The organism is Clostridioides sp. GD02367 (genome assembly GCF_045900275.1).
Classification (GTDB): Bacteria; Bacillota; Clostridia; order Peptostreptococcales; family Peptostreptococcaceae; genus Clostridioides; species Clostridioides difficile_A.
Genome location: NZ_JBJODK010000014.1, coordinates 58,358 through 81,511, shown reverse-complemented (window position 1 = coordinate 81,511; position 23,154 = coordinate 58,358). Strand labels below are relative to the sequence as shown.

Below are 23,154 nucleotides of genomic sequence, written 5' to 3'. Positions count from 1 at the left end.
AATTCAAAGTATTATATAAAAACAAACGAATTTTATAAAAATTTAAATTAAAATAGACATCAATAAGAAAGAAGGAGATATCAGCATGAATAAAAAAGTAGCAATAGTAGCCACAGTGGTAATAGTAGTATTGGTGACAGTGTTTGCATTAGGTGGAGGCAAAAAAAATGAATCTAAGACATCAGATAATTCAAATGATACTGTAAAGATAACTCATAGTTTGGGAGAAACAGATGTAAAGCTAAATCCTAAGAAGGTAGTAGTATTTGATTATTCAGCTCTAGATACAATGGATACGTTAGGAGTAGGAGAGAGCTTAGTAGGACTTCCAAAATCAAGTTTGCCAACATCTTTAGAAAAATATAAAGATGAAAAATATGCAGATTTAGGAGGATTGAAAGAACCAGACTTAGAAGGTATAAAATCAGCAAATCCAGATTTAATTATAATAAATGGAAGACAAGAAGATTTTTATGAGCAATTATCGAAAATAGCACCAACAATAAGTACAAGTAAAGATGATAAGAAGTATTTGGATTCTGTTAAAAATAATATAGATAAAATAGGAAAAATATTTGGAGTGGAAGAAAAAGCTAATCAAGAATTTAGTAAAATTGAAAAGAAGATAGAGACTTTAAATAAAAAAGTAAAAGAAAAAAACTTAAATGCTTTAACCCTAATGGTAAATGAAGGTAATTTAAGTGTATTTGGTGAAGAATCAAGATTTAGTATATTATACAATAGTTTTGGATTTGAAAATAAAGATAAAAATATAAAAGAATCAAGTCATGGTCAAAATATTACTTTTGAGTATATAGCTAAACAAAATCCAGAAGTTATGTTTGTTATAGATAGAGGAATAGCTACAGGTAGTGATGTAAAAGAGGGTTCAACAGCAAAGTCTGTTTTAAATAATGATATAATAAAATCTATGGATGCATATAAAAATGATAATATAATCTATCTGGATTCACCAACATGGTATGTGAATGATGGAGGTCTAACTTCTTTAAATAAAATGATAGATGATGCATCACAAGCAGTTAATAAGTAAATCTATTATTTACAATAAACATGTTTTATTTATTACTTATTTAATCAGCCACTTTAAGTGGCTGATTTTTTATGATTTAAATAATAATCTTAATTACAATATAAATCTATTCAAAATATAATAAAATACAAAGTTATACTGGACAAAAAGAATAATTTTTAAATATAATTGAACTATATAGATGTATGTTGTCGCAATTATATAGTTTTAAGCTATGTTTTACAACTAAAAGTAAGATAACTATATTTGAAAATAAGAATTTCTATATAAAAAACGTTTTTGTAAATGGATATAATGCTAAAAATAAACTATGTAAAATAAAAATTTCTATATCTTAATTGCATATAAGTTTTTATTGGAATTTCATGCATCTTATTTGAAAAATGATTATACACATGAAAAACAACATAGAGGATAGGGGTATTTTATGAAGAGAGTTTTGAAGGTAACTATCTTAGTATTATTTATTTTATTAATTTCTATAAGTTCCATTTCGATTAAATTGATTCATAATATTGGGGACTATGGAAAACTTATTAATTATGTTGGCATTGTTCGGGGAGCTAGTCAGCGTTTAAGCAAATTAGAAATGAACAATAAACCTAATGATGAGTTGATAGATTATATTGATGGGATTTTACATGAATTGATTACAGGGGATGGAAAGTACGGTTTGGTAGATGCTGATTGCAAAAAATATAATGAGTACTTATTTTTACTAGAAAAAAAGTGGAAAGATTTAAACAATGAAATAGAAAAAGTAAGGATGAATGAAGAGAATAATCATTTATTAGATATAAGTGAAGAATTTTTTAATCTTGCAAATAGTACTGTGTTTGAGATAGAAAATTTCTCTAAAGAAAAAAGTGATTATCTAATGACTTTAATAATCATTATATCTACTATAGGTATGTTAGCATGGATTATATTGATTATACAATATAATAGAAAATTAATTAGTTTGGAAAAGCTAAATGTAGATTTAAAAAACATTGCATATAAAGATGAGCTAACAGGAGCAAATACTATAGAAAAGTTTAAGATAGATGCAAATCAAAATATTCACAAATATAAAGATAAGAAATTTGCTATATTCTATATTGATTTTGAAAATTTTAAATACGTTAATGATATATTTGGATATGATTATGGAGATATGATACTGAAAAGATATGCTAATCTTATGATGAATGATATTGGAAAATATGAGATATTCGCAAGAGAAATTGCAGATAGATTTATTGCTTTAAGATGTTATGTAGATAAGTCAGATTTAGTAATAAGGCAAAGAGTTGTAGATGATAAACTAATTAATATTACAAATGAAATTAAAAACAAATATAGTATCACTATTGTCAGTGGAATTTGTTGTATTGAAGATGTGATTGAAAAACTAAACATAGATGATTTAATAAATCGGGCAAACTTTGCACAAAAAACTGTTAAAAATAAACCAGGGACTAATTATGCTTTTTATAATGAAAATATCCGTAAAAAAATGATTGAAGAAAATACAATCAAAAGTAGAATACATGAAGCTATTGAAAATAAAGAATTTATAGTTTATTTTCAACCTAAAGTTAATTTACATAATCAAAAAATAGATTGTGCAGAAGCTTTAGTACGTTGGATGACTCCAGATAAAGGGATTATATCTCCTGCAGTATTTATTCCAATATTAGAAAAGGATTTTTTTATTGGTTTAGTAGATAAGTATGTTTTTGAAGAAGTCTGTATATGGATTAGAAAGAGATTAGATGAAAATAAACCATTTGTTCAGATATCAGTTAATGTTTCTAGAATACAGTTCTATAATACTAAATTTGTGGAAACTTACTCAAATATACAAAAGAAATATAATATACCACGAAATACTATAGAAATTGAATTTACTGAGAGTGTTGCTTTTGAGAATCAAGAACACTTTTTGGAAATTATACATGATTTACATGAAAATGGATTTACTTGTTCTCTAGATGACTTTGGAAAAGGTTACTCATCTTTAGGTGTCTTAAAAGATTTACCATTTGATGCTTTGAAGCTTGATTCTATGTTTTTTAATGCTAGTTTAGACAAAGAAAAAGAAAGAACAGTAATAAAAAATATTATACATATGCTAAAAGAATTGAATATTACAACTGTTGCTGAAGGTATTGAATATAAGGAGCAAGTTGAGTTTCTAAAGGAGATTGGATGTGATTTAGTTCAAGGATATGTATTTTATAAACCAATGCCCATGTTAGAATTTGAGGAACTACTGGATAAAGAATGTGTTTATAATAGTTATCAAGTAAATACTTAATGAAAAAAGGGACTGTAAGTAAACTTACTTATAGTCCCTTATAAATACACTTATTTTCTTCCTGCAACCCATTTTAAGCCCCAATGGAACTCATTGTCCATTTCTCTATGACCTTTAAAGTATTTAATTACTTTTTCAACACTGAATGTCTCATCATTTACATTTTCTATCAAGGCTATTGAACACATATTATAGCCATTTTTATGTTCATCAAGTTTAACAACTAAATCTGAATCCTGTTTCTGTTTAATTGTTACAATTCCATCAGCCTCAGACCAATTAGCTACACCTTCATAGATAAAAGCATAAATAAGTATTCTTTTTATTTCTTTTATTTTATTACCATTTATTCTTATGTTTTCTCCTTGTGTATTGCTACCTGTTCGGTCATCTCCATCTAATTGAGCAAAAGGCGGATGTCCTAAACTACCAAAAGAATTACCTAATGCCTGTACAGCACCTTTTACACCATTTTTCATTTCAAACAAGCAACCTAAATCTAAATCTATATTACTGCTTTTTAGAGAGCCAAAAAAACCTTTTTTTTGTATTTTTTGATTCCAATTTAAATTAACTAAGATTTCACCTAAATCACTATTTTCTTTTTTTGTAAGGTTTATTTTTTGCCCCTTTTTTAATTCTATAGCCATAGTAATTTTCCTCCATAAACATAGATTTACTTAAATGGTAGCACTTAACAAGTCAATATTCAACAAGATTAGAATAATAATATTAAAATTATACTAAATATACTAGAAAACAGGAATTACAATGCCTTTATATTTCTCTTCAATTATACTTCTTGCTTTATCTGATGTAAGAACATCTTGTAGAACTTTAATTTTTTCACTATCTTTATCTTCAGTTCTAAATGCCAAAAGATTTGCATACTCATCATTTATAGGTGCTGTATAAAGTCCATTTTTCTTAGCATCAAGGCCAGCAGGTACTGCGTATGTAGTATCTATAAATGCAGCAGTTACATCTGGAAGAGAAGATGGAATTTGAGCGATATCCAATTCTTTAAATTGTATGCCTTTTGGATTTTCTATTATATCTTTAGGACTAACTAATCCATCACCTTTAGGTAAAGTTAAAAGTCCGATACTTTCAAGGTATCTAAGGTCTTTAGAACAAGAAGATGGGTTGTTACTTATTGCGATTGTATCTCCTTTTTTAAATTCATCAATAGATTTTATCTTGTAAGAGTAAAGGATTGCTGGGCATACATATAGTTTTTTTCCAGCCATTATTTTATATCCTTTAGCTTTAACAGCTTCTTTTAGATAAGGTTCATGTTGGAATAGATTTGCATCAATTTCTCCGTTATTTAAAGCTTCGTTTGGAAGTATGTAGTCATCAAAATTTTTAACCTCCAAAGTATAACCTTTTTCTTCGATAAGTGGTTTTAATTCTTCTAATAATTCTCCACCTGGTACTAAAGTAGCGCCAACAACAATTTTTTTATCATCGTTACCTTTAGAACATCCAACTATAGATAAAGTAAAAACTAGACATAATAATAAACTTAATAATTTTTTGAATTTCATATAAATTCCCTCCTGAATATGATTGATTAGTTAAAAATAAAATACCCTCTTTTATCACACTGCAAAATAAAATAAGCCTGAGTTTAAACTCAGGCTTTAAAAGCTAATTTAGACTCATCTTTCAGTATAATACTGCAGGATTTAGCACCAATGTATATAAAAATATACTGGTTGCTGGGTTTCATAGGGCCAGTCCCTTCACCACTCTGGATAAGAAGTATCAATTTTTAATTATGTTATAAATATTATCATGATTTTTTACATATGTAAACATAATTTTATAAATATTTTAAAATTTTTAATATTTCTATTTAACACCTAAGATTCCAGAAATTAGAATATCAGTGTCAGCTCCTAAGAAATAATCATTTATTTCAATGGAATCTAAAACATTCCTTAAAGCATTCTCTTCATGTTTCGTTCCAGCAAGTTTATCTTCCACAAATGAAACATCACGTTTTCCAAAAAAGTCTCCAAAAAATTTTATAGTAGTTATTATTCCCTTATCAACATTTAGATTAAACTCAACGTTTCCACCAGAATATTTTAACTCATTTGAAAGGGTATATTTTGGTGAATTACCAAAGTTCCAATCCCAAGTTTCATATTTTGACTTAGTAAGTTTTTCTATTTGTTCTATGTCATAATCACTTAAATAATAATTAGTATTATCAGTGTTAGTTTTAGAGAGATAATTCATTATTGCGTCCTTAAATTCTAGTATATCCATTTTAGATTGTAGATGTTCACTTATATTAGTTACACGAGATTTTACAGACTTTATGCCCTTTCCTTCAAATTTTATAGGTTTTACCTTTAGAGCTTTTGAAAGGTCATTTATCTCAGATGAAAATAACAGTGTACCATGATGCATCACCTTATTTTTGTAGTTGTATTGAGCATTTCCAGAAAACTTCTTACCATCTATAAGAAGGTCATTTCTTCCAGAAAATTCAGCGTTTACATCTAATGTTTTAAGTAAGTCTATTATTGGTTGAGTGAATCTTCTGAAATCACTAAAGCTATTATTATTGCAGGCTATGAATGTAAAATTTATATTTCCTAAATCATGAAATACAGCTCCACCACCAGATTGTCTCCTAACAACAGGTATAGAATTTTCTTTTATATATTCTAAATTTATTTCTGAAAGTGTATTTTGATTTTTTCCAACAATTATAGAAGGTTCATTCCTCCATAAAATAAATAAGTCTTCGTCAAAATTTTTTAGAAGATATTCTTCCATCGCTAAATTGAAGTAAGGGTTTGTCTTTTCATTGTAAATTAGTAACATTAAAGTAATTCCTCCATATAATTGATAAAATTTTTTTGTTATTCTTAGTACAATTAATTTTATAATTCGACAATAATGTAAAAAGTCCTTTAAATTAGAAGATTTAAAAAAGAAGACAATCTTATATTAATAGAAGTGTATATTAAACATAATTAGAAAAGTTTGGGATTTTATGTAAAAAATAAAAAGGAATTTTAAAAACTAACTTGCAAAGTTTAAATAAATAATATATACTCAAAATATACTTAAAAAAGTGAATAGAAGGGTAGAGGCGCAATAATCTATCAGTACTAATAATGAGTTAAGCACAAAGATTTATTAGGAAAGGAGATATTGCCGAAGTTTTATAATCGATGCTTTAAGATTATATTGCTGGGGGTACATAGAAAATATGTACAACTGTCACAGGTTTATTTGTGGTGAGCTATCATTTAAGGAATTATATTATATTTATTTTAATACTGTTGATGTATTGTAATTTTCAAGCCTTGAGTGTTTAGCACTTAAGGCTTTTTTAGTTTTATCAAATACCCTGTATAATTCACAAAACTAAAAAAGAGAGGGAGATTTATATGAGAAACAAAAAAATTAATATTATTTTTCTGACGACAATTATGTTTATAATGTCAACAGTAATGGTTTTTGCAGAGGAAGATATAGACACTATCGCACTAGCTAATGCAGAAAAATTTGGAATCTTAACTTTAATACCACCATTAGTTGCTATAATACTTGCATTTATAACTAAAAACGTAATAATTTCTTTACTTATAGGGATTCTTTCTGGGAGTTTTATAATTAAAGCTAGTGGTATAAATGTGTTTGCTACATTCATACAAGCATTTTTAGACTTAGTGGATAGAGCTTTGGTATCGTTATCAGACCCGTGGAATGCAGGGATAATACTACAAGTTCTAGCAATTGGAGGGGTTATAAATCTTGTTGCAAAGATGGGAGGAGCTAAGGCTATAGCTGAGGCACTTGCCAAAAGAGCGAAATCAGCGAAAGGTACACAAATTATAACATGGTTTTTAGGTCTTTTGGTATTCTTTGATGATTATGCAAATTCATTAATAGTAGGTCCTATGATGAGACCTGTTGCAGATAAAATGAAAATATCAAGAGAAAAATTAGCCTTTATAATAGATGCTACAGCAGCACCAGTTGCTGGATTAGCTATAATATCTACATGGATAGGTCTTGAAGTTGGTTTGATACATGATGCTTTTGAAAGTATAAGTGTAGATGTTGATGCATTTGGTATATTTTTAAATACAATACCATTTAGATTTTATAATATATTAATATTAGCATTTATTGTAATATCAGCATTATTATTAAAAGAATTTGGGCCAATGAAAAAAGCAGAAATAAAATCTAGAAGTAGAAAAGTTGGTACAGACCTTGATGAAGGTGTAGAAGAATTAGATGATTTAGCACCAAAAAATGGAGTAAAATTGAGTGTGTGGAATGCTATAATCCCAATAGGAACATTAATAATAGTTGCTTTGGCATCATTCTATTATAGTGGATATACGTCTATAATGGGTGGTGAAGATAAAGCTCTAATACAACTATTTACAAATTCACCATATTCTTTTGGAGCAATAAAAGAAGCATTTAGTGCATCTGATGCATCTAGAGCATTATTCCAATCTGCACTTGTTGCAAGTTTAGTTGCTATTATAATGGCTGTAGTTAAGAAGATTTTTACAGTGTCAGAAGCAATTGATGTTTGGATAGATGGGATGAAAAGTTTAGTAATAACTGGTGTAATATTAATACTTGCATGGTCATTAAGTTCAGTAATAAAAGAATTAGGTACAGCTAAATTTTTGATACACTTATTATCAGGTTCACTACCTCCATTCTTATTGCCAAGTTTAATATTTGGTTTAGGAGCAATAATATCTTTTGCTACTGGAACAGCTTATGGAACAATGGGTATACTTATGCCACTAGCAATACCACTAGCTTACTCATTAAATCCTGATATGTCTTATGTAATAGTGAGTACAAGTGCAGTCTTAACAGGTGCAATATTTGGAGACCACTGTTCTCCGATTTCAGATACAACAATACTTTCTTCGATGGGAGCTGGTTGTAATCATATAGACCATGTTAATACTCAAATGCCATATGCTATATTTACAGCAGTAATCACTATTGTATTTGGATATATACCAGCTGGATTAGGATTGCCAATATATATAGTATTACCAGTAGCTATAGCTGCTGTATTTGTTGGTATTCAAATAATTGGTAAGAGAGTTGATGAAGCAGAGATAGAACTTGCAGAATAAAGATATAAATAAATTTAACCTTTTATTATCATTCTTTTGTTAGTTTTTAGATAATTTTAAAAAGTTATTGAAAATAATAGCGAAATATAGTAAAATAAAAGAGTGATAAGCGGATGTGGCGGAATTGGCAGACGCACTAGACTTAGGATCTAGCGCCATTGGCGTGGGGGTTCGACTCCCTTCATCCGCACTCTACAGTACTTAGTTGTGCTGAAAAAAACTGGGATTGCTGGCTTTCGGAGTGGGCTATCCCGTTTTTATTTTTTGATAAATCAAATATAATATGAATATATTTCTAAGGATATTTTATTAATAAATATAAAAGCACATTGAGTGCTTTTTTTGTTGTTTAAAATTACAATTACATATAAATTCTTAGATATTTGTCAATAAGATAAAATCTTATTTTTCACAAAGATAAATTTGCAAACGATTCTATTGCATGTATAAATATATCTTTAACATAATATAGTAAATTACAATATAACTTTACTTTTAGTGTTTTATATGACATGCTAGTAATAAATTAAATAAATATATTATTTTACATTAATATATAACATATATGTATAAAAGTTAATATTATAAAAGTAGTATAATTGATAATAAAAACTTAACAAAAAAATTAATACATAAAAAAAAATAAATATAATGTGTTGACATTTAATTGAAATATTCATACAATAAAAATGAAAATAAATATTTCCAAATGAGATTAGCGAGAGAGATCTTTATATAAAAAGGCGCCGAAGAAGCAATTTAAGAAATGCCAATTCTTAGAGAAACTTTCAGGCAAATATATCGCTAATTGATGGGACTCTGGAGAGACTTAGGTTAATAGACTATAAGTCACCGAAGAAGCAAAATAATATTAAATTATTAAATCTTTCAGGTATACAAACAGGGATATATAGGCTAGGATTATTTTCTATGCTGATATATCTTTTTTTTATGAAAAAGTACAGGACATAATATCGAAATTACTTAAATATAGTGGGTCTAAATTTATAGGGAGGGTTATATATGAATGAATTGAAAAGAGTACCTTTGTATAATATACACAAAGAGCTTGGAGCAAAACTTGTTGAATTTGCTGGCTGGGAAATGCCTTTAGAATATGAAGGAATAAATAAAGAGCATGAAATGGTTAGAAAAAGTGCAGGTATATTTGATGTATCTCATATGGGAGAGGTACAAATAAAAGGTGCAGATTCAGAAAAATTTATACAAAATTTAGTTACAAATGATATAAGCACATTAAAGATAAATGACATTATATATACACCTATGTGTTATGAAAATGGAGGAGTAGTTGACGATTTATTAATATATAAATTTGGTGAAGAAGATTATTTATTAGTAATAAATGCAGGGAATATAGATAAAGATGTAGCATGGATAATAAAACAAAGTGAAGGATACCATGTAGATATAAAAAATGTTTCTAATGAAGTTAGTCAACTAGCAGTTCAAGGGCCTAAAGCAGAAGAAATTCTTCAAAAAATCATAGATATAGATTTAAAATCAATAAAATTTTATAAGTCAATTCCATCAACAAAAATATGTGGTTTAACTTGTTTAGTTTCAAGAACAGGATATACTGGAGAAGATGGATTTGAGATATATTGTAAAAGCGAACATACAGAAATAATTTGGAATGAAGTTTTAAAGGCTGGAGGAGAAGACATATGTCCTGCTGGTTTAGGCTGTAGAGATACTTTGAGATTTGAAGCAGCTCTACCTCTGTATGGCCATGAAATAAATGAACATATATCTCCAATTGAAGGAGGCTTATCAATTTTTGTAAAAACAAACAAGGAAGGTTTTGTTGGGAAAACAATCTTATCAGAAGAAAAAGAAAGTGGAGCTAAAAGAAAATTAATAGGCTTTGAGATGCAAGGTAAAGGGATGCCTAGAAATGGATACGATATAAAGATTGGCGACAAAACAGTAGGTTTTGTAACAACAGGATGTGCATCCCCAACAACAGGAAAAATTTTAGGTATGGGAATTATAGATTCTGAATATGCAAAATTAGGAAATGAAATAGGAATAGCAATAAGAAAAAAAGTTGTTCCTGCGATGATAGTTAAGAAACCTTTTTACAAAAAGCAATATAAAAAAGATAATACTATATCAAATGAAGAGAATAAATTTTCATATATACCTGCCACAAGTGAAGATAAATCAAAAATGCTAAAGGTAGTAGGATTAAATTCAGTTGATGAATTATTTTCAGATATACCAGATGAAATAAAGTTAAAAAGAGATTTGAATTTAGAAAGTGGGAAATCTGAATTAGAAGTAAGTAAAATAGTAAAAAGATTGTCAGAAGAAAATTTAAGTTTAGAAGATTTAACTTGTTTTCTTGGAGCTGGTGCATATGACCATTATATACCATCAATTATAAAACATATAACTTCAAGATCTGAGTTTTATACAGCATATACTCCATATCAAGCTGAAATAAGTCAAGGGACTTTACAAGTAGTGTTTGAGTTCCAATCTATGATTGCAGAAATTACTGGTATGGAAATTGCAAATGCATCAATGTATGATGGGGCAACTGCTGCAATAGAAGCATGTATAATGGCTATGAACCAGACGAGAAAAAGTAAAATAGTAGTATCAAAAACTACACATCCTGAAACTTTATCAGTACTAAAGACTTATCTGCAATATAAAGATTGTGAAATAGTAGAAATTGATTTTTGTAATGAATATGGAATTACAGATATAGAAAAATTAAGAGCTTCAGTAGATAAAGATACAGCATGTGTTCTTATACAGACTCCTAACTTCTTTGGAATTATTGAAGAAATGGAAGAAATAGAAAAAATAACTCATGAAAATAAGGCTATGTTAATTATGAGTGTTGACCCAATATCATTAGGTGTTTTAAAGACACCAGGTGAAATAGGAGCAGATATTGTTGTTGGAGAAGCTCAATCATTAGGAAATCCTATCAATTTTGGAGGTCCTTATGTAGGATTTTTGGCTAGCAAATCTAAGTATACAAGAAAAATGCCAGGAAGAATAGTTGGGCAAAGTTTAGATACAGAAGGTAAAACTGCATATGTACTAACTTTACAAACTAGAGAACAACATGTAAGGAGAGAAAAAGCAACTTCTAATATATGTTCAAATCAAGCCTTAAATGCTCTTGTAGCCTCAATATATATGGCTACTATGGGTAAAGAAGGTTTTAAAGAAGTTGGCATGCAATCTATGAAAAAAGCACATTATGCTTATAATAAACTTATACAAACTGGGAAATATAAGCCAATGTTCAAAGGTAAATTTTTCAAAGAATTTACTGTACAAGGAAATCTTAATGTAGAAACTATAAATAATAAACTTTTAGAAGAAAATATATTAGGTGGTTATAATTTAGAACACAATTATCCAGAATTAAAAAATTCAACTTTACTTTGTGTGACTGAGAAAAGAAGCAAAGAAGAAATAGATAAGTTAGTTGGAATAATGGAGGGATTATAATGAAAGAATATAATAGTTTGTTGATAGATATATCTAAAAAAGGTAGAAAAGCATATTCACTTCCAAAGTTAGATATAGATGATATAAAAGTAGAAGATATGATTGACCAAAGTATGGTTAGACAAAGTGAATTGAATTTGCCAGAAGTTGGTGAATTAGAATTAGTTAGACATTATACCCTATTATCGAATAAAAATTTTGGAGTTGATACAGGTTTTTATCCTTTAGGTTCTTGTACTATGAAATATAACCCTAAAATAAATGAAGATATGGCAGCACTTCCAAACTTTACAGGAATGCATCCATACCAATCTTCAGATACAGCACAAGGTTCTCTTTCTTTAATGTATGACTTGTCAAGTAGACTTGCAGAAATTACAGGTATGGATGAAGTCACACTACAACCTTCAGCAGGTTCACATGGAGAATTTACAGGGTTAATGATTATAAAAGCATACCATGAAAACAGAGGAGACCATAAGAGAACTAAAGTAATAATTCCTGATTCTGCACATGGAACAAATCCAGCAAGTGCAGCTATGGCAAACTTTGATGTGATTCAGATAGCATCTGATAAAAATGGAGCTGTAGACATAGATGCATTAAAAGAAGTCTTAAGTGATGAAGTAGCAGCTCTTATGCTTACTAACCCAAGTACTCTTGGATTGTTTGAAAAAAATATAAAAGAAATAGCAAGCCTTGTACATGAAGCAGGAGGGCTTTTGTACTATGATGGTGCAAATATGAATGCTATTATGGGAATAACAAGACCTGGAGATATGGGATTTGATGTAGTGCATCTTAATCTTCATAAGACTTTTTCTACTCCTCATGGTGGAGGAGGGCCAGGAGCTGGTCCTGTTGGAGTTAAAAAAGAATTGGTACCTTTTTTACCAATACCAGTGATTGAGAAACAAGAAGATAAGTTTGTATTAAATTATGATAGAGAAAAATCTATTGGAAAAATTAAAAACTTCTATGGTAATTTTGGAGTGCTTGTAAGAGCTTACACATATATATTAACTATGGGAAGAGATGGCCTTAAAGAAGCAAGTGAGATGGCAGTTTTAAATGCTAATTATATCAAAGAGAGTATAAAAGATAATTATATCTTACCAATAGATACTTTATGTAAACATGAGTTTGTATTAGGTGGATTACCAAGAGGAGAGGCAAATATAAAAACTATCGATATAGCAAAGAGACTTTTAGATTATGGATACCATCCTCCAACAATGTATTTTCCTCTTATTATAAATGAAGCACTTATGATAGAGCCTACAGAAAGTGAAAGCATTGAAACATTAGATAGTTTTATAGAAGCTATGAAAAATGTTGCTAAAGAGGCAAAAGAAGAGCCAGAGCTATTGAAAACTGCTCCACATAATACTTTAGTTAAGAGAGTGGATGACGCAAGAGCGGTAAAGAAACCTATACTTACATGGTCACAAAGATAAAAAATTAAAAATAAAAATTGTAAATATAAATAAATTTGTATTTATAAGAAAAAGCTATCTAACTTAATCTGGTTTAGATAGCTTTTTTATGTATTAATATATATGATATTTACTACAGAAGTTTTAAATTACATTAGCATCTATATAGAGTGTTAGGATAATGATTATAATACCAATATTTATAGGAATTATAGAAATTTATTTTGGTAAAATTTTATTTACTTTTTTAGCTTAAGAGAAGCTTAACTAAAATATATCGAAATTTATAAAAATTTAGGAAATCTTAAGAATTATAATATTTAAATCTTTAGATTTATATTTTATTATATAAACTATAGAATAATAAAATAAAAAATTGATACTTTTATAATATATTTGTAGCTTTAAGTATAAAAAAATCGTTAAGTTGAAAGGAGTAGAATATGGATAATATTAATTTAAAAAGGTATAATTGTGATATAAATATGGGGTTAAGCAGTAGACAACTTCAAAGTAGAATAGATGATAATTTAATTAATGTATTTGATAATGGAAAAACTAAAACATATAAACAAATTCTTAAAGATAATGTGTTTACACTTTTTAACTTGATAAATATTGTTTTAGTATGTCTATTAGTATCAGTTGGTTCTTTTAAGAATACTCTATTTATATTTATTGCTGTAATTAATACTATTATAGGGGTAATTCAAGAAATAAGAGCTAAAAGGTTGCTGGACAATCTATCTGTCATAGTCTCAAATAAGGTATCCGTTATAAGAGAAAGAGAGAAAAAAGAAATTGATGTACAAGAATTGGTACTAGATGATATTATGATTTTAAAAACAGGTAATCAAATTTGTGCAGATTCAAAAGTTTTAGATGGAAAATTAGAGGTAAATGAGTCTTTAATTACAGGAGAATCTGATATTATTGTAAAAAACAAAGGTGATTTCTTATATTCTGGTAGTTTTATAGTTTCTGGAGAAGCTTTTGTGAGAGTTGAAAATATAGGTAAAGACAACTATGCAAATAAGATAGCTAATGATGCTAAGGTTTCTAGAAAACATAACTCTCAACTTAGAAATTCATTAAATACAATATTAAAAGTTGTAGGTATAATAATTATTCCTCTAGGAATTATATTATTTGCAAAGCAACATTTTGGAAATGGAGATTCTATAACAACATCTGTAGTAGGAACTGTGGCAGCTGTAAATGGAATGATACCAGAGGGATTGACACTACTTACAAGTATTGCATTAGCTGTAGGAACTATAAAGCTTGCAAGTCATAAAACTTTAGTGCAGGAGTTATACTGTGTAGAAACTCTTGCCAGAGTCGATACATTATGCCTTGATAAAACAGGTACAATTACAGAGGGTAAAATGCAAGTTGATGATGTAGTAATGCTAGAGAAAGTAGATATTGATGATATAATGGGCAATATATGTAATGCCCTTAAAGATGATAATGCAACATTAAATGCAATAAGAGATAAATACAATATTTTAGATACATATAAAGTTAAAAATTTAATTCCATTTTCATCAGAAAGAAAATACAGTGGAGTATCCTTTGAAAATAAAGGGACATATTTATTAGGAGCATTTGAGTTTATTTTTAAGGAGAAATATAAAGAGTTTAAAGCAGAGGTTGAAAGATATTCTAAAAAAGGTAATAGAGTAATAGTTTTAGCTCATAGTAATTCTTGTATGGAAGGAAACAATATACCTAAAGATATAAAACCACTAGCTTTTATATTGATACTGGACAAAATTAGAGATGAAGCTAAAGAGACATTAGAATTTTTTTATAATGAGGGTGTAGATATAAAAATTATATCTGGAGACAATCCAATAACAGTAAGTGAAGTGGCTAGAAAAGCAGGTCTTAAAACGGCTAGTAATTTTATTGATGCTACAACACTTAAAAATGATGAAGATATATATGAAGCTGTTGATAAATATAGTGTTTTTGGAAGGGTAAGTCCACAACAGAAAAAACAAATGATTTTAGCGCTAAAAAAACAAAATCATACAGTGGCTATGACTGGAGATGGTGTAAATGACGTGTTGGCACTTAAAGAAGCTGATTGTAGTATAGCAATGGCTTCTGGAAGTGATATTACTAAAAATGTTTCTAATTTAGTATTACTGGACTCAAATTTTGCATCAATGCCAAAAGTTGTTATGGAAGGAAGAAAGATAATTAATAATATTCAAAGAGCATCTTCTTTATTTTTAGTAAAGACAATTTTTTCATTCTTCTTGTCTATATTAACATTATTCTTCTTTAGTAGACAGTATCCATTTGTGCCTATACAATTATCACTAATTGGAGCTGTGACAGTGGGGATACCATCATTCTTCTTAGCTCTTGAAGCAAATAAAAGTAGAATTTCAGGAAATTTTTTACTCAATATATTAAAAAATGCCTTACCAGGAGCATTGTGTGTAACAGTAAATGTAATTATTGTGTACAACATAGTTGAATACTTAGGTTATAGTTCAAGCGTATTTTCTACAATGTGTGCGATATTAACTGGTGTATGTGGTCTTTTAATATTAAGACAACAATGTTTACCATTTAATAAAGAAAGACTATTTTTAATTGTAAGTATGACTATTGCATTTGTTATTGGAATTTTGTTTTTAGGTGGATTATTCTCATTTGTAGCATTGAGTAAAGACTTAATTCTTATAACTATAACATTAGCAGTATTAATGCCAATTATGATAAAAGTAATGCTATTCGTATTAGATGAGATATTAGATACAATAGTTCCAGATTTAAATTAAATTTAAGAATATATAAAAAAGAGCAGTTTTTAATTGAACTGCTCTTTTTAGATGTGTTTTATTTTATGTAAGAATATGTATGTTTATTAATCAGCTATATATGAGCAACAGTAGTCAACAACTTCATTAACTTTTAAATCGAAACTTGAATCACTAGGAACATTAAACTTCTGCCCTTCTTTATAAGTTATAAACTCATTACTTCCAGGTAATTTTACATCCATACTTCCAGCAAGCATTTCCATTATTTCTTCTTCTCTAGTAGAAAAAGTATATTCTCCAGGTAACATTAATCCTAAAGTTTTTCTTTCTCCATTAGGAAATATTATTACTCTACTACTTACTTTACCATCAAAATAAACGTTTGCCTTTTTTACTGCAGTAACATTTTTAAATTCACTCATTAGATAAAACCTCCAAAATTATTTATACATATATATTATATAAAAATAACACAAAAATTACTAGATATTTACAAATAAAATTTAGTATTTATTAAAAATTTTAATATAAATAAAAAATAAAGAAAAATAATATATAATATTAGGACTTTTTGAAAGCTTATAATCTTACAAGAGAGTAATTAAATCTTGAATAATTTGAAAATAATAAGATATGAAATGAACAGACTATTCAATAGAGGTTGTGTATCTTCTAACAGCTACAGTTATAATTGTAATAAGTTTTATTTTTTACAATAGATTATTTCAATTTAATAATTTTGATATTCTTATAAAACCAATACTACTTATTTTAATACTATTAGTATTATTTATGAAAATAAAGTTGCAGATAGGATGGGTAATCTTAAGATTTAGTGTATGTAAAGCGTACAACAAAAGTAAAAGTAGAGCTTAAGGTTACCTATCAAAATGAGTTATTAATTTTATAAAACTATAGGTGTTCTGTTTAATATCTGGATACATGTAGATAATCTTAATGCTAAGAGGGGATTATATTAAGGAAAATAGTATTAGTAAAAATATGTTACATTCACTAATACTATAAATAAGCTAAAAAGAGTGTATTTTAACCTATAGTTTTGAGTTTTAAAATACACTCTTTTATTAATTGTAGTCATATAAATGAAACGGATTATATGGACAAATTTTATATAATTAAAATTTTTATTATAATTCTATACTAGGCTCTTCAATTAATTTTCCACATACATATCTATGAATGATATTTCTATCATCACCAACATAGATAAACCTTTCAAGTCTTTCAAGTATAGAATAATTGGCATGATTCAAATCTGAATCATCAATAATTAATGCATCAAAATCATAATCTTCTTCAAAACTACCAACTTTTCCAAAGAAACTTCCTCCACTTTTTGTTGCAATATAAAAAGCTTCAGATAAAGATAAGAAATTACACTTCTTACCAGAATTTACCCAATATAATTTAGATAATTGTATTGCAGATACTATGGCTTTAAATATTGACAAAGTATGCCCACCACTTATATCTGAACCAAGAGCTAATTTAATATTATTATCAATTAATTTTCTAATAGGCATAGCTCCACTACCAACATTAAAGTTAGAAGCTGGGCAGTGAACTGCCATAACATTATTTTCTCTCATTAAATCTATTTCTTCCTGAGAACAATGAATACAGTGAGCCATTAGTGTAGGAGTCTGACCAAATAAATTATATCTATTATAAGCATCTCCATAAAATTTAGATTCAGGTTCTAAACTTTTAACCCATTCGATTTCATCATGATTTTCAGATAAGTGTGATTGCATAGGAATATTATACTTTAAACATAAATCACCCAAACCTTTTAAAAGTTCACTTGTACAGCTTGGTATAAATCTAGGGGTTATTATTGGTTTTACAATAGAATCTGTATCATTGTATTTGTTTATAATTTCTTCTGTGTCAGTAATAGAATCATGAGTATTTTCTAGTAAAGTGTCAGGGCAATTCATATTCATATTTACTTTACCAACGTATGCTCCAAGTCCAACCTCTTTGAATATATCCATAAGTTTCATAGACGCTTCTTTATGTACTGTAGCAAATACAGTTATTCTTGTAGTTCCAAATTTCCAAACCTCTTTCACAAATTTTCTATACATTTTTGTTGCATATTCTATATCTGCATAATTTGATTCTTCTGGAAATGTATAAGTTTCAAGCCATGGTAGAAGTTCTTTATCCATAGCCATTCCTAGATTTTTAAATTGAGATGCATGACAGTGAAGGTCATTCATGCCAGGTATTATAAGTTTGTCAGTGTAATCTATTATTTCTGTGTTTTTATATTCTTTAGGTATTTCTTTAAAGATTCCTTTTACTTTACCTTTATCTAGTATTATGTAACTATTTTCAAATACTGTGAAAGCATCTGAAGTTTTTGTGAAAATTATATTTCCTTTTATTGCTTTTAACATATAAGTCTCCTTAGTTTTAAATTTGTTAATTTTAATATATGTAGGTCATGTTTTGGTTTTATAAATTAAAATTTTACCATATGTATTATATCAAATCTAAGATATAAATTCTATTATATAATATTAAATAGTAGTTAAATACAGTTGTTTGCTATTATCTTCTAAGATACATGCTACTGACATTCAACTGACATTTAGCTGATATTTAATAAAAATATAATGCTAACTGACATAAAACTGAACCTTGTTTAAAGAGAATATTACTTATATTCTCATATGCTTCTTTATCCATTTCATATAAAATGTGAGAATATCTATTCATAGTCATTTTTATATCTGTATGTCCTAATCTTTCAGAAATTATTTTTATGTTGGTTCCAGCTAGAAGAATTAAGTGTGCATTTGTATGTTTTAATTCATGTATATTTAATATCTCGAAGATTATTATTTTTTAATAATATTTTGAAAGGCATACAAAATTTTGCTTGAGTCTAAGGTTTGAGTTTAGAGTTTAGACATATTAGGTCTAATTCATTTTTTAATACTCCTTGTAATTTTAATTTGTTTTGTTTTAGTTTTTCTTCTTTTAATAAACTTATTAATTCATCAAGTGCTGATAATGTTCTCTTTGATTTTGATTTTTTATTATATCTCTTCTGTTTTTAATTTTTTTCTTATGAAGGCTGACTTAGTATCCATAAGAGCACCATCCTTTGAGTTAGTTTGAATTAATTACTTAATTATATTTTATAACAAGTGAAAAAAATTTTCAGAGTTTATTAAAAAAATGTTTATTTTTATTAAATTATAAATTGGTACAAATATTCAAAAATAATCTATTTATGATATAATAAAAATATAAGAGTTTTGCAGCGTGCGATTTTTCTATTTAAGTATAGTTTAACAGTTGAAACATAAGGCATTGAGAGTGTATGATAAGTGTTATCAATTGCACGACTATCCGCGCACTGCAAATTTAAGAGAGTTGTATATATGTAAGTATTAGAAATGCTAAGTTTATTTTGGGGTTTTATATTAACTATGTGGTATGTAAATTCAAATTAAATGCTATATTTCTTGCAGCTGCTGCATGGTTTTATATTAACTATGTGGTATGTAAATAAATTTGAGTTTAATTTAATGAATTATCCTCTTATTGTTTTATATTAACTATGTGGTATGTAAATAGATATAAAAATTTGGACTTTAGATACAGAAACAAGGTTTTATATTAACTATGTGGTATGTAAATGAAATAATAGATATATTAATGAATACAGGAGCGATGGTTTTATATTAACTATGTGGTATGTAAATTCATTAAGCGGGTAAGCACCCCATACTAAAAACCATCGTTTTATATTAACTATGTGGTATGTAAATTGCAACGTTGGACTGGTACAAGCCTTAAATACTCTACGTTTTATATTAACTATGTGGTATGTAAATTAAAGTATTCGGGTGTTGATAGCTCCATGGCTAACAGTTTTATATTAACTATGTGGTATGTAAATGCTAAAAATACTTTAGTTGTAAACTTAGATAAAAGAGTTTTATATTAACTATGTGGTATGTAAATCGTATCATACTTATTGACTGTTCATCTAATCCTTTTGTTTTATATTAACTATGTGGTATGTAAATAGAGCTACGCAATTCTTAAAATCTTCTATATCATAGAGTTTTATATTAACTATGTGGTATGTAAATATTTTTCAAACAGCTTTTGGAGCTGTATCTTCGATTGTTTTATATTAACTATGTGGATTTAAAATTAAAAATACTAAAAACACTTACTTAAATAGTAGGTGTTTTTCAAATTAAAAGGATGTAATAATATTATAAAAAACAATATATAGGAAAAACATGTAAATACATATGTTATAATATTTTTAGCAAGAAGATGGAATCTACAATTTATAGAGTGGAGTTCATGTATCAAAAAATTATCCTCCCAACATTGATAAGGGAGGTGAATATAGTAAGTACTTACTCAAAAGGTAGGTATTTTTTTATACAAAAAATAAAAGTAAGTGATAATTTGGGAATAGACATACACCTAAAAAATGGAAAAGAAAAAATAGATTTCCATTTTCCAGTTAATCCACAAGATTCTTTATCTATTAAAAAAGAAAAAAGATTTGAAACTGTTGATATAGTGAATTTAGGTGAATTTGACATTAAAAAATAAGGGGAGAAGATAAGAGAAGTCTCATTCAAGACACTCTTACTTAACTTATATGATGCTTCTTATTGCAGATATAGTGAGTTAAAAATCCAATTGAAATAGTTGCAATGCTTGAAAATGGGTAGGCCAAGCCGAGTTGTTATAATAGCTATTAATATCATTGCTATTATTGTAATATCTAATTTTCTTGTGAATAAACCTATTACTATATATTCAAGACCCATTACATAGCGAGAAAGTACTTCTAGTTTAACAATTCTTTTTCTATATATATTTCCATACATTGATTCTAATTTATTAAAATATTTTTCACTGCAAAAACTAGTTTTAGGTTTAATTAAAGATATTATTGTAGTTAATATTATAATTCCTATTCCAATAAGTATAAGATAGGTATTACAAAGTTTCATAGAAAAGACCTCCTTTAAAATATAATTTATTAAGGTGAAAATTTTAAAAAAATCATTTAGCTTTATCTATTTTTATTTAAATAATAAAATATTATGTGAATTAGAGTACCTATAAGCACCCCCACAAATAAAAACATAAATGGTTTAATTTTATTAAAGCTTATTTCTTTTGCAAAAATAAATTCATAAGAAGGCTACAATACAAAAACCTAACATAGTGGGAAAAGAAGTCTTTAAAATATTTTTCATAAATAATCACCAACTCATGTAAGGTTTATTTTTCTTAATCAAAGTATATCAGTAACATAAGTACAAAGAGTATCTAAAATATTACAAATATATGTAATAAAATTTAATGATAATATATTAAATATCAAAAAATATAACTATTCTAGAAAAAAGATTTAAAATTCTGAATATTTATATTATAATTTATATAAACAAGGAGGTGTTCTTATGAAATTAAAAAACTTGTACCATTTGTAATATCAGTGTTAATGATTTTTCAAGTATGTGTACCATTTACTTTTGTTGATGAAGACCCCCTGAAAAAATTTCTCAAAGGATAATAGATTTAGCAAATCACAACATTAGATCTAGAAATGAAGACCCTAAGAGTAAAGTAATGTTAAACAGTAAAGATATCAAAAACTTAATATCAACAGAAGAAGATACGATATTAGATGTTGTAAAAATAGTTGAAAATAAAGATTTAGAAATATTTGACGCAACTGTAATAGTAACTAGAGCTATACTTAACAAATATCAGGAAGAAATAACTACTATGATGCTAGTGGAGTAGGTGGAGTAAATGCACAGGCTCATTTAACAGTAAAGAGAAGTGTATCAAGTGCCACTTGGACTGATTATGTAGATGTTTTTATAGGAACTAGATTTGGTTTAACATAAAATATAAATATGGAATTTAGGTGCTTTTTATGAAAATTTTTTTATATGTTTTATATAGTTTTATAGTTATTACGATTAATTTTATATTAAAAGAAAAAAATTACAACTTTATTTTATTAGCAATATTTTTTATACTTCTATTAATTCAAAATGGGGTATTAAAAACAGGTTATCAAAATAGAGCCACATTTTATCAAGATAATTACTTTAATGAAGAAAATAAAAATGATGAGATAAAACTTATGACTATAAAGAATTTTATATTTTTGTCTTTACCAGTATGCTTTAATATACTATTCAACTATTTAATTTCTTAAATTGCATTTAGATTTATTTTAGTAGTATATAAATTAAATTTAAATATTAGACAAAAAGGTGATAGATAATTTCTATCACCTTTTTAATATATTCTACTTCAAAAATAATTTTTTATTAGTTAAAAAAATTATAGTATATGTTGTAATAATACGAACGAAATTTATTCTACAAAATAAAATATAATAAAAATAATTCATTTTGATATTTGTGTCCTTAAACACTTCAAACATCTTAAAAGGGTGATTTTTTCATTTCTCCAAACAACCTTGTTTTTTTATCTGTAATTATTAAATCAATCTTATTTTCTTCTAATATTTCTGTTACAGTACAAATGAGATTATCTAAGTCAAAACTTCGAGTTATTTTTAGTTGCTTGTTATTTACTACTCTTTTAAGTATATAAGTCTTAAAACACATTTATATCACCCCATATATTTATAAAGTAGATGAAACTTAAAAAGATGCTCTAGAAAAGAAAATCTATATAACTATGTATCTATAAAATTATAATAATCATATGAACTATCAGTATAAACAATCAATATATGTGTATATCCATACAATTTATTTTTAAATATACATATTATTACCCACATAAAAACTTTCACAAAACCAAAAGAGTATATATTTTTGATGACTGCTTGATATAACTTATAATTCGTTTTATAAGTCTTATTTAATAT

17 protein-coding genes, 1 tRNA gene, 1 CRISPR repeat array and 3 riboswitches are annotated in these 23,154 nt (G+C 27.0%); of the genes, 10 read left to right on the top strand and 8 right to left on the bottom strand.

Annotation, left to right across the window (positions count from 1 at the left end; translation table 11 throughout):
* The first annotated feature begins 85 nt into the window (after positions 1–85).
* Together Q3223_RS16225 and Q3223_RS16220 are read left to right on the top strand one after the other, a co-directional pair.
* Entirely contained in the window at positions 86–1,054 is a 969-nt protein-coding gene (locus Q3223_RS16225; RefSeq protein WP_231301332.1) for a siderophore ABC transporter substrate-binding protein, read from the top strand.
* A 427-nt stretch (positions 1,055–1,481) separates the two neighbouring features.
* Positions 1,482–3,356: a putative bifunctional diguanylate cyclase/phosphodiesterase gene (locus tag Q3223_RS16220; protein WP_407812207.1), complete on the top strand. Its 1,875-nt coding sequence runs from the start codon at positions 1,482–1,484 to the stop codon at positions 3,354–3,356.
* 50 nt (positions 3,357–3,406) lie between these two features.
* On the opposite strand, the gene Q3223_RS16215 is transcribed toward Q3223_RS16220, so the two are convergent.
* From Q3223_RS16215 to Q3223_RS16205, 3 genes are all read right to left on the bottom strand, one after another.
* Entirely contained in the window at positions 3,407–4,006 is a 600-nt protein-coding gene (locus tag Q3223_RS16215; RefSeq protein WP_054270132.1) for a TerD family protein, read from the bottom strand.
* A gap of 102 nt (positions 4,007–4,108) precedes the next feature.
* Positions 4,109–4,906 carry a MetQ/NlpA family ABC transporter substrate-binding protein gene (locus Q3223_RS16210; protein WP_054270133.1) on the bottom strand — a complete coding sequence of 266 codons (798 nt, stop codon included), beginning with the start codon at positions 4,904–4,906 and terminating at the stop codon, positions 4,109–4,111.
* 111 nt (positions 4,907–5,017) lie between these two features.
* A riboswitch (SAM riboswitch) is annotated at positions 5,018–5,123 on the bottom strand.
* Between the two features lie 90 nt (positions 5,124–5,213).
* Positions 5,214–6,200 carry a lipoate--protein ligase gene (locus Q3223_RS16205; RefSeq protein ID WP_054276593.1) on the bottom strand — a complete coding sequence of 329 codons (987 nt, stop codon included), beginning with the start codon at positions 6,198–6,200 and terminating at the stop codon, positions 5,214–5,216.
* 258 nt (positions 6,201–6,458) lie between these two features.
* A riboswitch (Lysine riboswitch) is annotated at positions 6,459–6,635 on the top strand.
* Between the two features lie 137 nt (positions 6,636–6,772).
* On the opposite strand from Q3223_RS16205, the gene Q3223_RS16200 reads away from it, so the two are divergent.
* From Q3223_RS16200 to Q3223_RS16180, 5 genes are all read left to right on the top strand, one after another.
* A complete protein-coding gene (locus tag Q3223_RS16200; RefSeq protein WP_054270135.1) occupies positions 6,773–8,503 on the top strand; it encodes a Na+/H+ antiporter NhaC family protein in 1,731 nt (576 codons plus the stop codon).
* Between the two features lie 109 nt (positions 8,504–8,612).
* Positions 8,613–8,693: transfer RNA gene (locus tag Q3223_RS16195), tRNA-Leu, on the top strand.
* Positions 8,694–9,212: 519 nt separating this feature from the next.
* A riboswitch (glycine riboswitch) is annotated at positions 9,213–9,317 on the top strand.
* A gap of 209 nt (positions 9,318–9,526) precedes the next feature.
* Positions 9,527–12,001, top strand: coding sequence for an aminomethyl-transferring glycine dehydrogenase subunit GcvPA (gene gcvPA, locus Q3223_RS16190; RefSeq protein WP_407812206.1), 2,475 nt, complete (start codon positions 9,527–9,529; stop codon positions 11,999–12,001).
* Positions 12,001–13,458: an aminomethyl-transferring glycine dehydrogenase subunit GcvPB gene (gene gcvPB, locus Q3223_RS16185; protein ID WP_219673113.1), complete on the top strand. Its 1,458-nt coding sequence runs from the start codon at positions 12,001–12,003 to the stop codon at positions 13,456–13,458. Before gcvPA ends, gcvPB begins: the two co-directional genes overlap by 1 nt.
* Before the next feature lie 422 nt (positions 13,459–13,880).
* Positions 13,881–16,238, top strand: coding sequence for an HAD-IC family P-type ATPase (locus Q3223_RS16180; RefSeq protein WP_223195540.1), 2,358 nt, complete (start codon positions 13,881–13,883; stop codon positions 16,236–16,238).
* A gap of 86 nt (positions 16,239–16,324) precedes the next feature.
* Here the strand turns inward: Q3223_RS16180 and Q3223_RS16175 are convergent, their stop codons facing one another.
* From Q3223_RS16175 to Q3223_RS16165, 3 genes are all read right to left on the bottom strand, one after another.
* Complete coding sequence (locus tag Q3223_RS16175) at positions 16,325–16,642, bottom strand: pyrimidine/purine nucleoside phosphorylase (RefSeq protein ID WP_054270138.1); 318 nt, start codon at positions 16,640–16,642, stop codon at positions 16,325–16,327.
* A 726-nt stretch (positions 16,643–17,368) separates the two neighbouring features.
* Positions 17,369–18,646: an amidohydrolase family protein gene (locus tag Q3223_RS16170; protein WP_219673110.1), complete on the bottom strand. Its 1,278-nt coding sequence runs from the start codon at positions 18,644–18,646 to the stop codon at positions 17,369–17,371.
* Between the two features lie 205 nt (positions 18,647–18,851).
* Complete coding sequence (locus Q3223_RS16165; protein WP_207644662.1) at positions 18,852–19,016, bottom strand: integrase; 165 nt, start codon at positions 19,014–19,016, stop codon at positions 18,852–18,854.
* A gap of 657 nt (positions 19,017–19,673) precedes the next feature.
* Positions 19,674–20,421: a CRISPR direct-repeat array (repeat unit 29 nt; unit sequence GTTTTATATTAACTATGTGGTATGTAAAT).
* 158 nt (positions 20,422–20,579) lie between these two features.
* Between Q3223_RS16165 and Q3223_RS16160 the strand changes: the two genes are divergently transcribed.
* The gene (locus Q3223_RS16160) at positions 20,580–20,837 is read left to right on the top strand and encodes a hypothetical protein (RefSeq protein ID WP_074178329.1); all 258 of its coding nucleotides are present in this window, start codon (positions 20,580–20,582) and stop codon (positions 20,835–20,837) included.
* A gap of 59 nt (positions 20,838–20,896) precedes the next feature.
* Here Q3223_RS16160 and Q3223_RS16155 read toward each other — a convergent pair whose 3' ends face one another.
* A complete protein-coding gene (locus tag Q3223_RS16155) occupies positions 20,897–21,244 on the bottom strand; it encodes a hypothetical protein (RefSeq protein WP_407812205.1) in 348 nt (115 codons plus the stop codon).
* 625 nt (positions 21,245–21,869) lie between these two features.
* On the opposite strand from Q3223_RS16155, the gene Q3223_RS16150 reads away from it, so the two are divergent.
* Both Q3223_RS16150 and Q3223_RS16145 read left to right on the top strand, forming a co-directional pair.
* A complete protein-coding gene (locus tag Q3223_RS16150; RefSeq protein ID WP_407812204.1) occupies positions 21,870–22,046 on the top strand; it encodes a hypothetical protein in 177 nt (58 codons plus the stop codon).
* A 136-nt stretch (positions 22,047–22,182) separates the two neighbouring features.
* Entirely contained in the window at positions 22,183–22,470 is a 288-nt protein-coding gene (locus Q3223_RS16145; protein ID WP_054276600.1) for a hypothetical protein, read from the top strand.
* 232 nt (positions 22,471–22,702) lie between these two features.
* Here the strand turns inward: Q3223_RS16145 and Q3223_RS16140 are convergent, their stop codons facing one another.
* Positions 22,703–22,888 carry a hypothetical protein gene (locus tag Q3223_RS16140; RefSeq protein WP_227832301.1) on the bottom strand — a complete coding sequence of 62 codons (186 nt, stop codon included), beginning with the start codon at positions 22,886–22,888 and terminating at the stop codon, positions 22,703–22,705.
* Between the last annotated feature and the right edge of the window lie 266 nt (positions 22,889–23,154).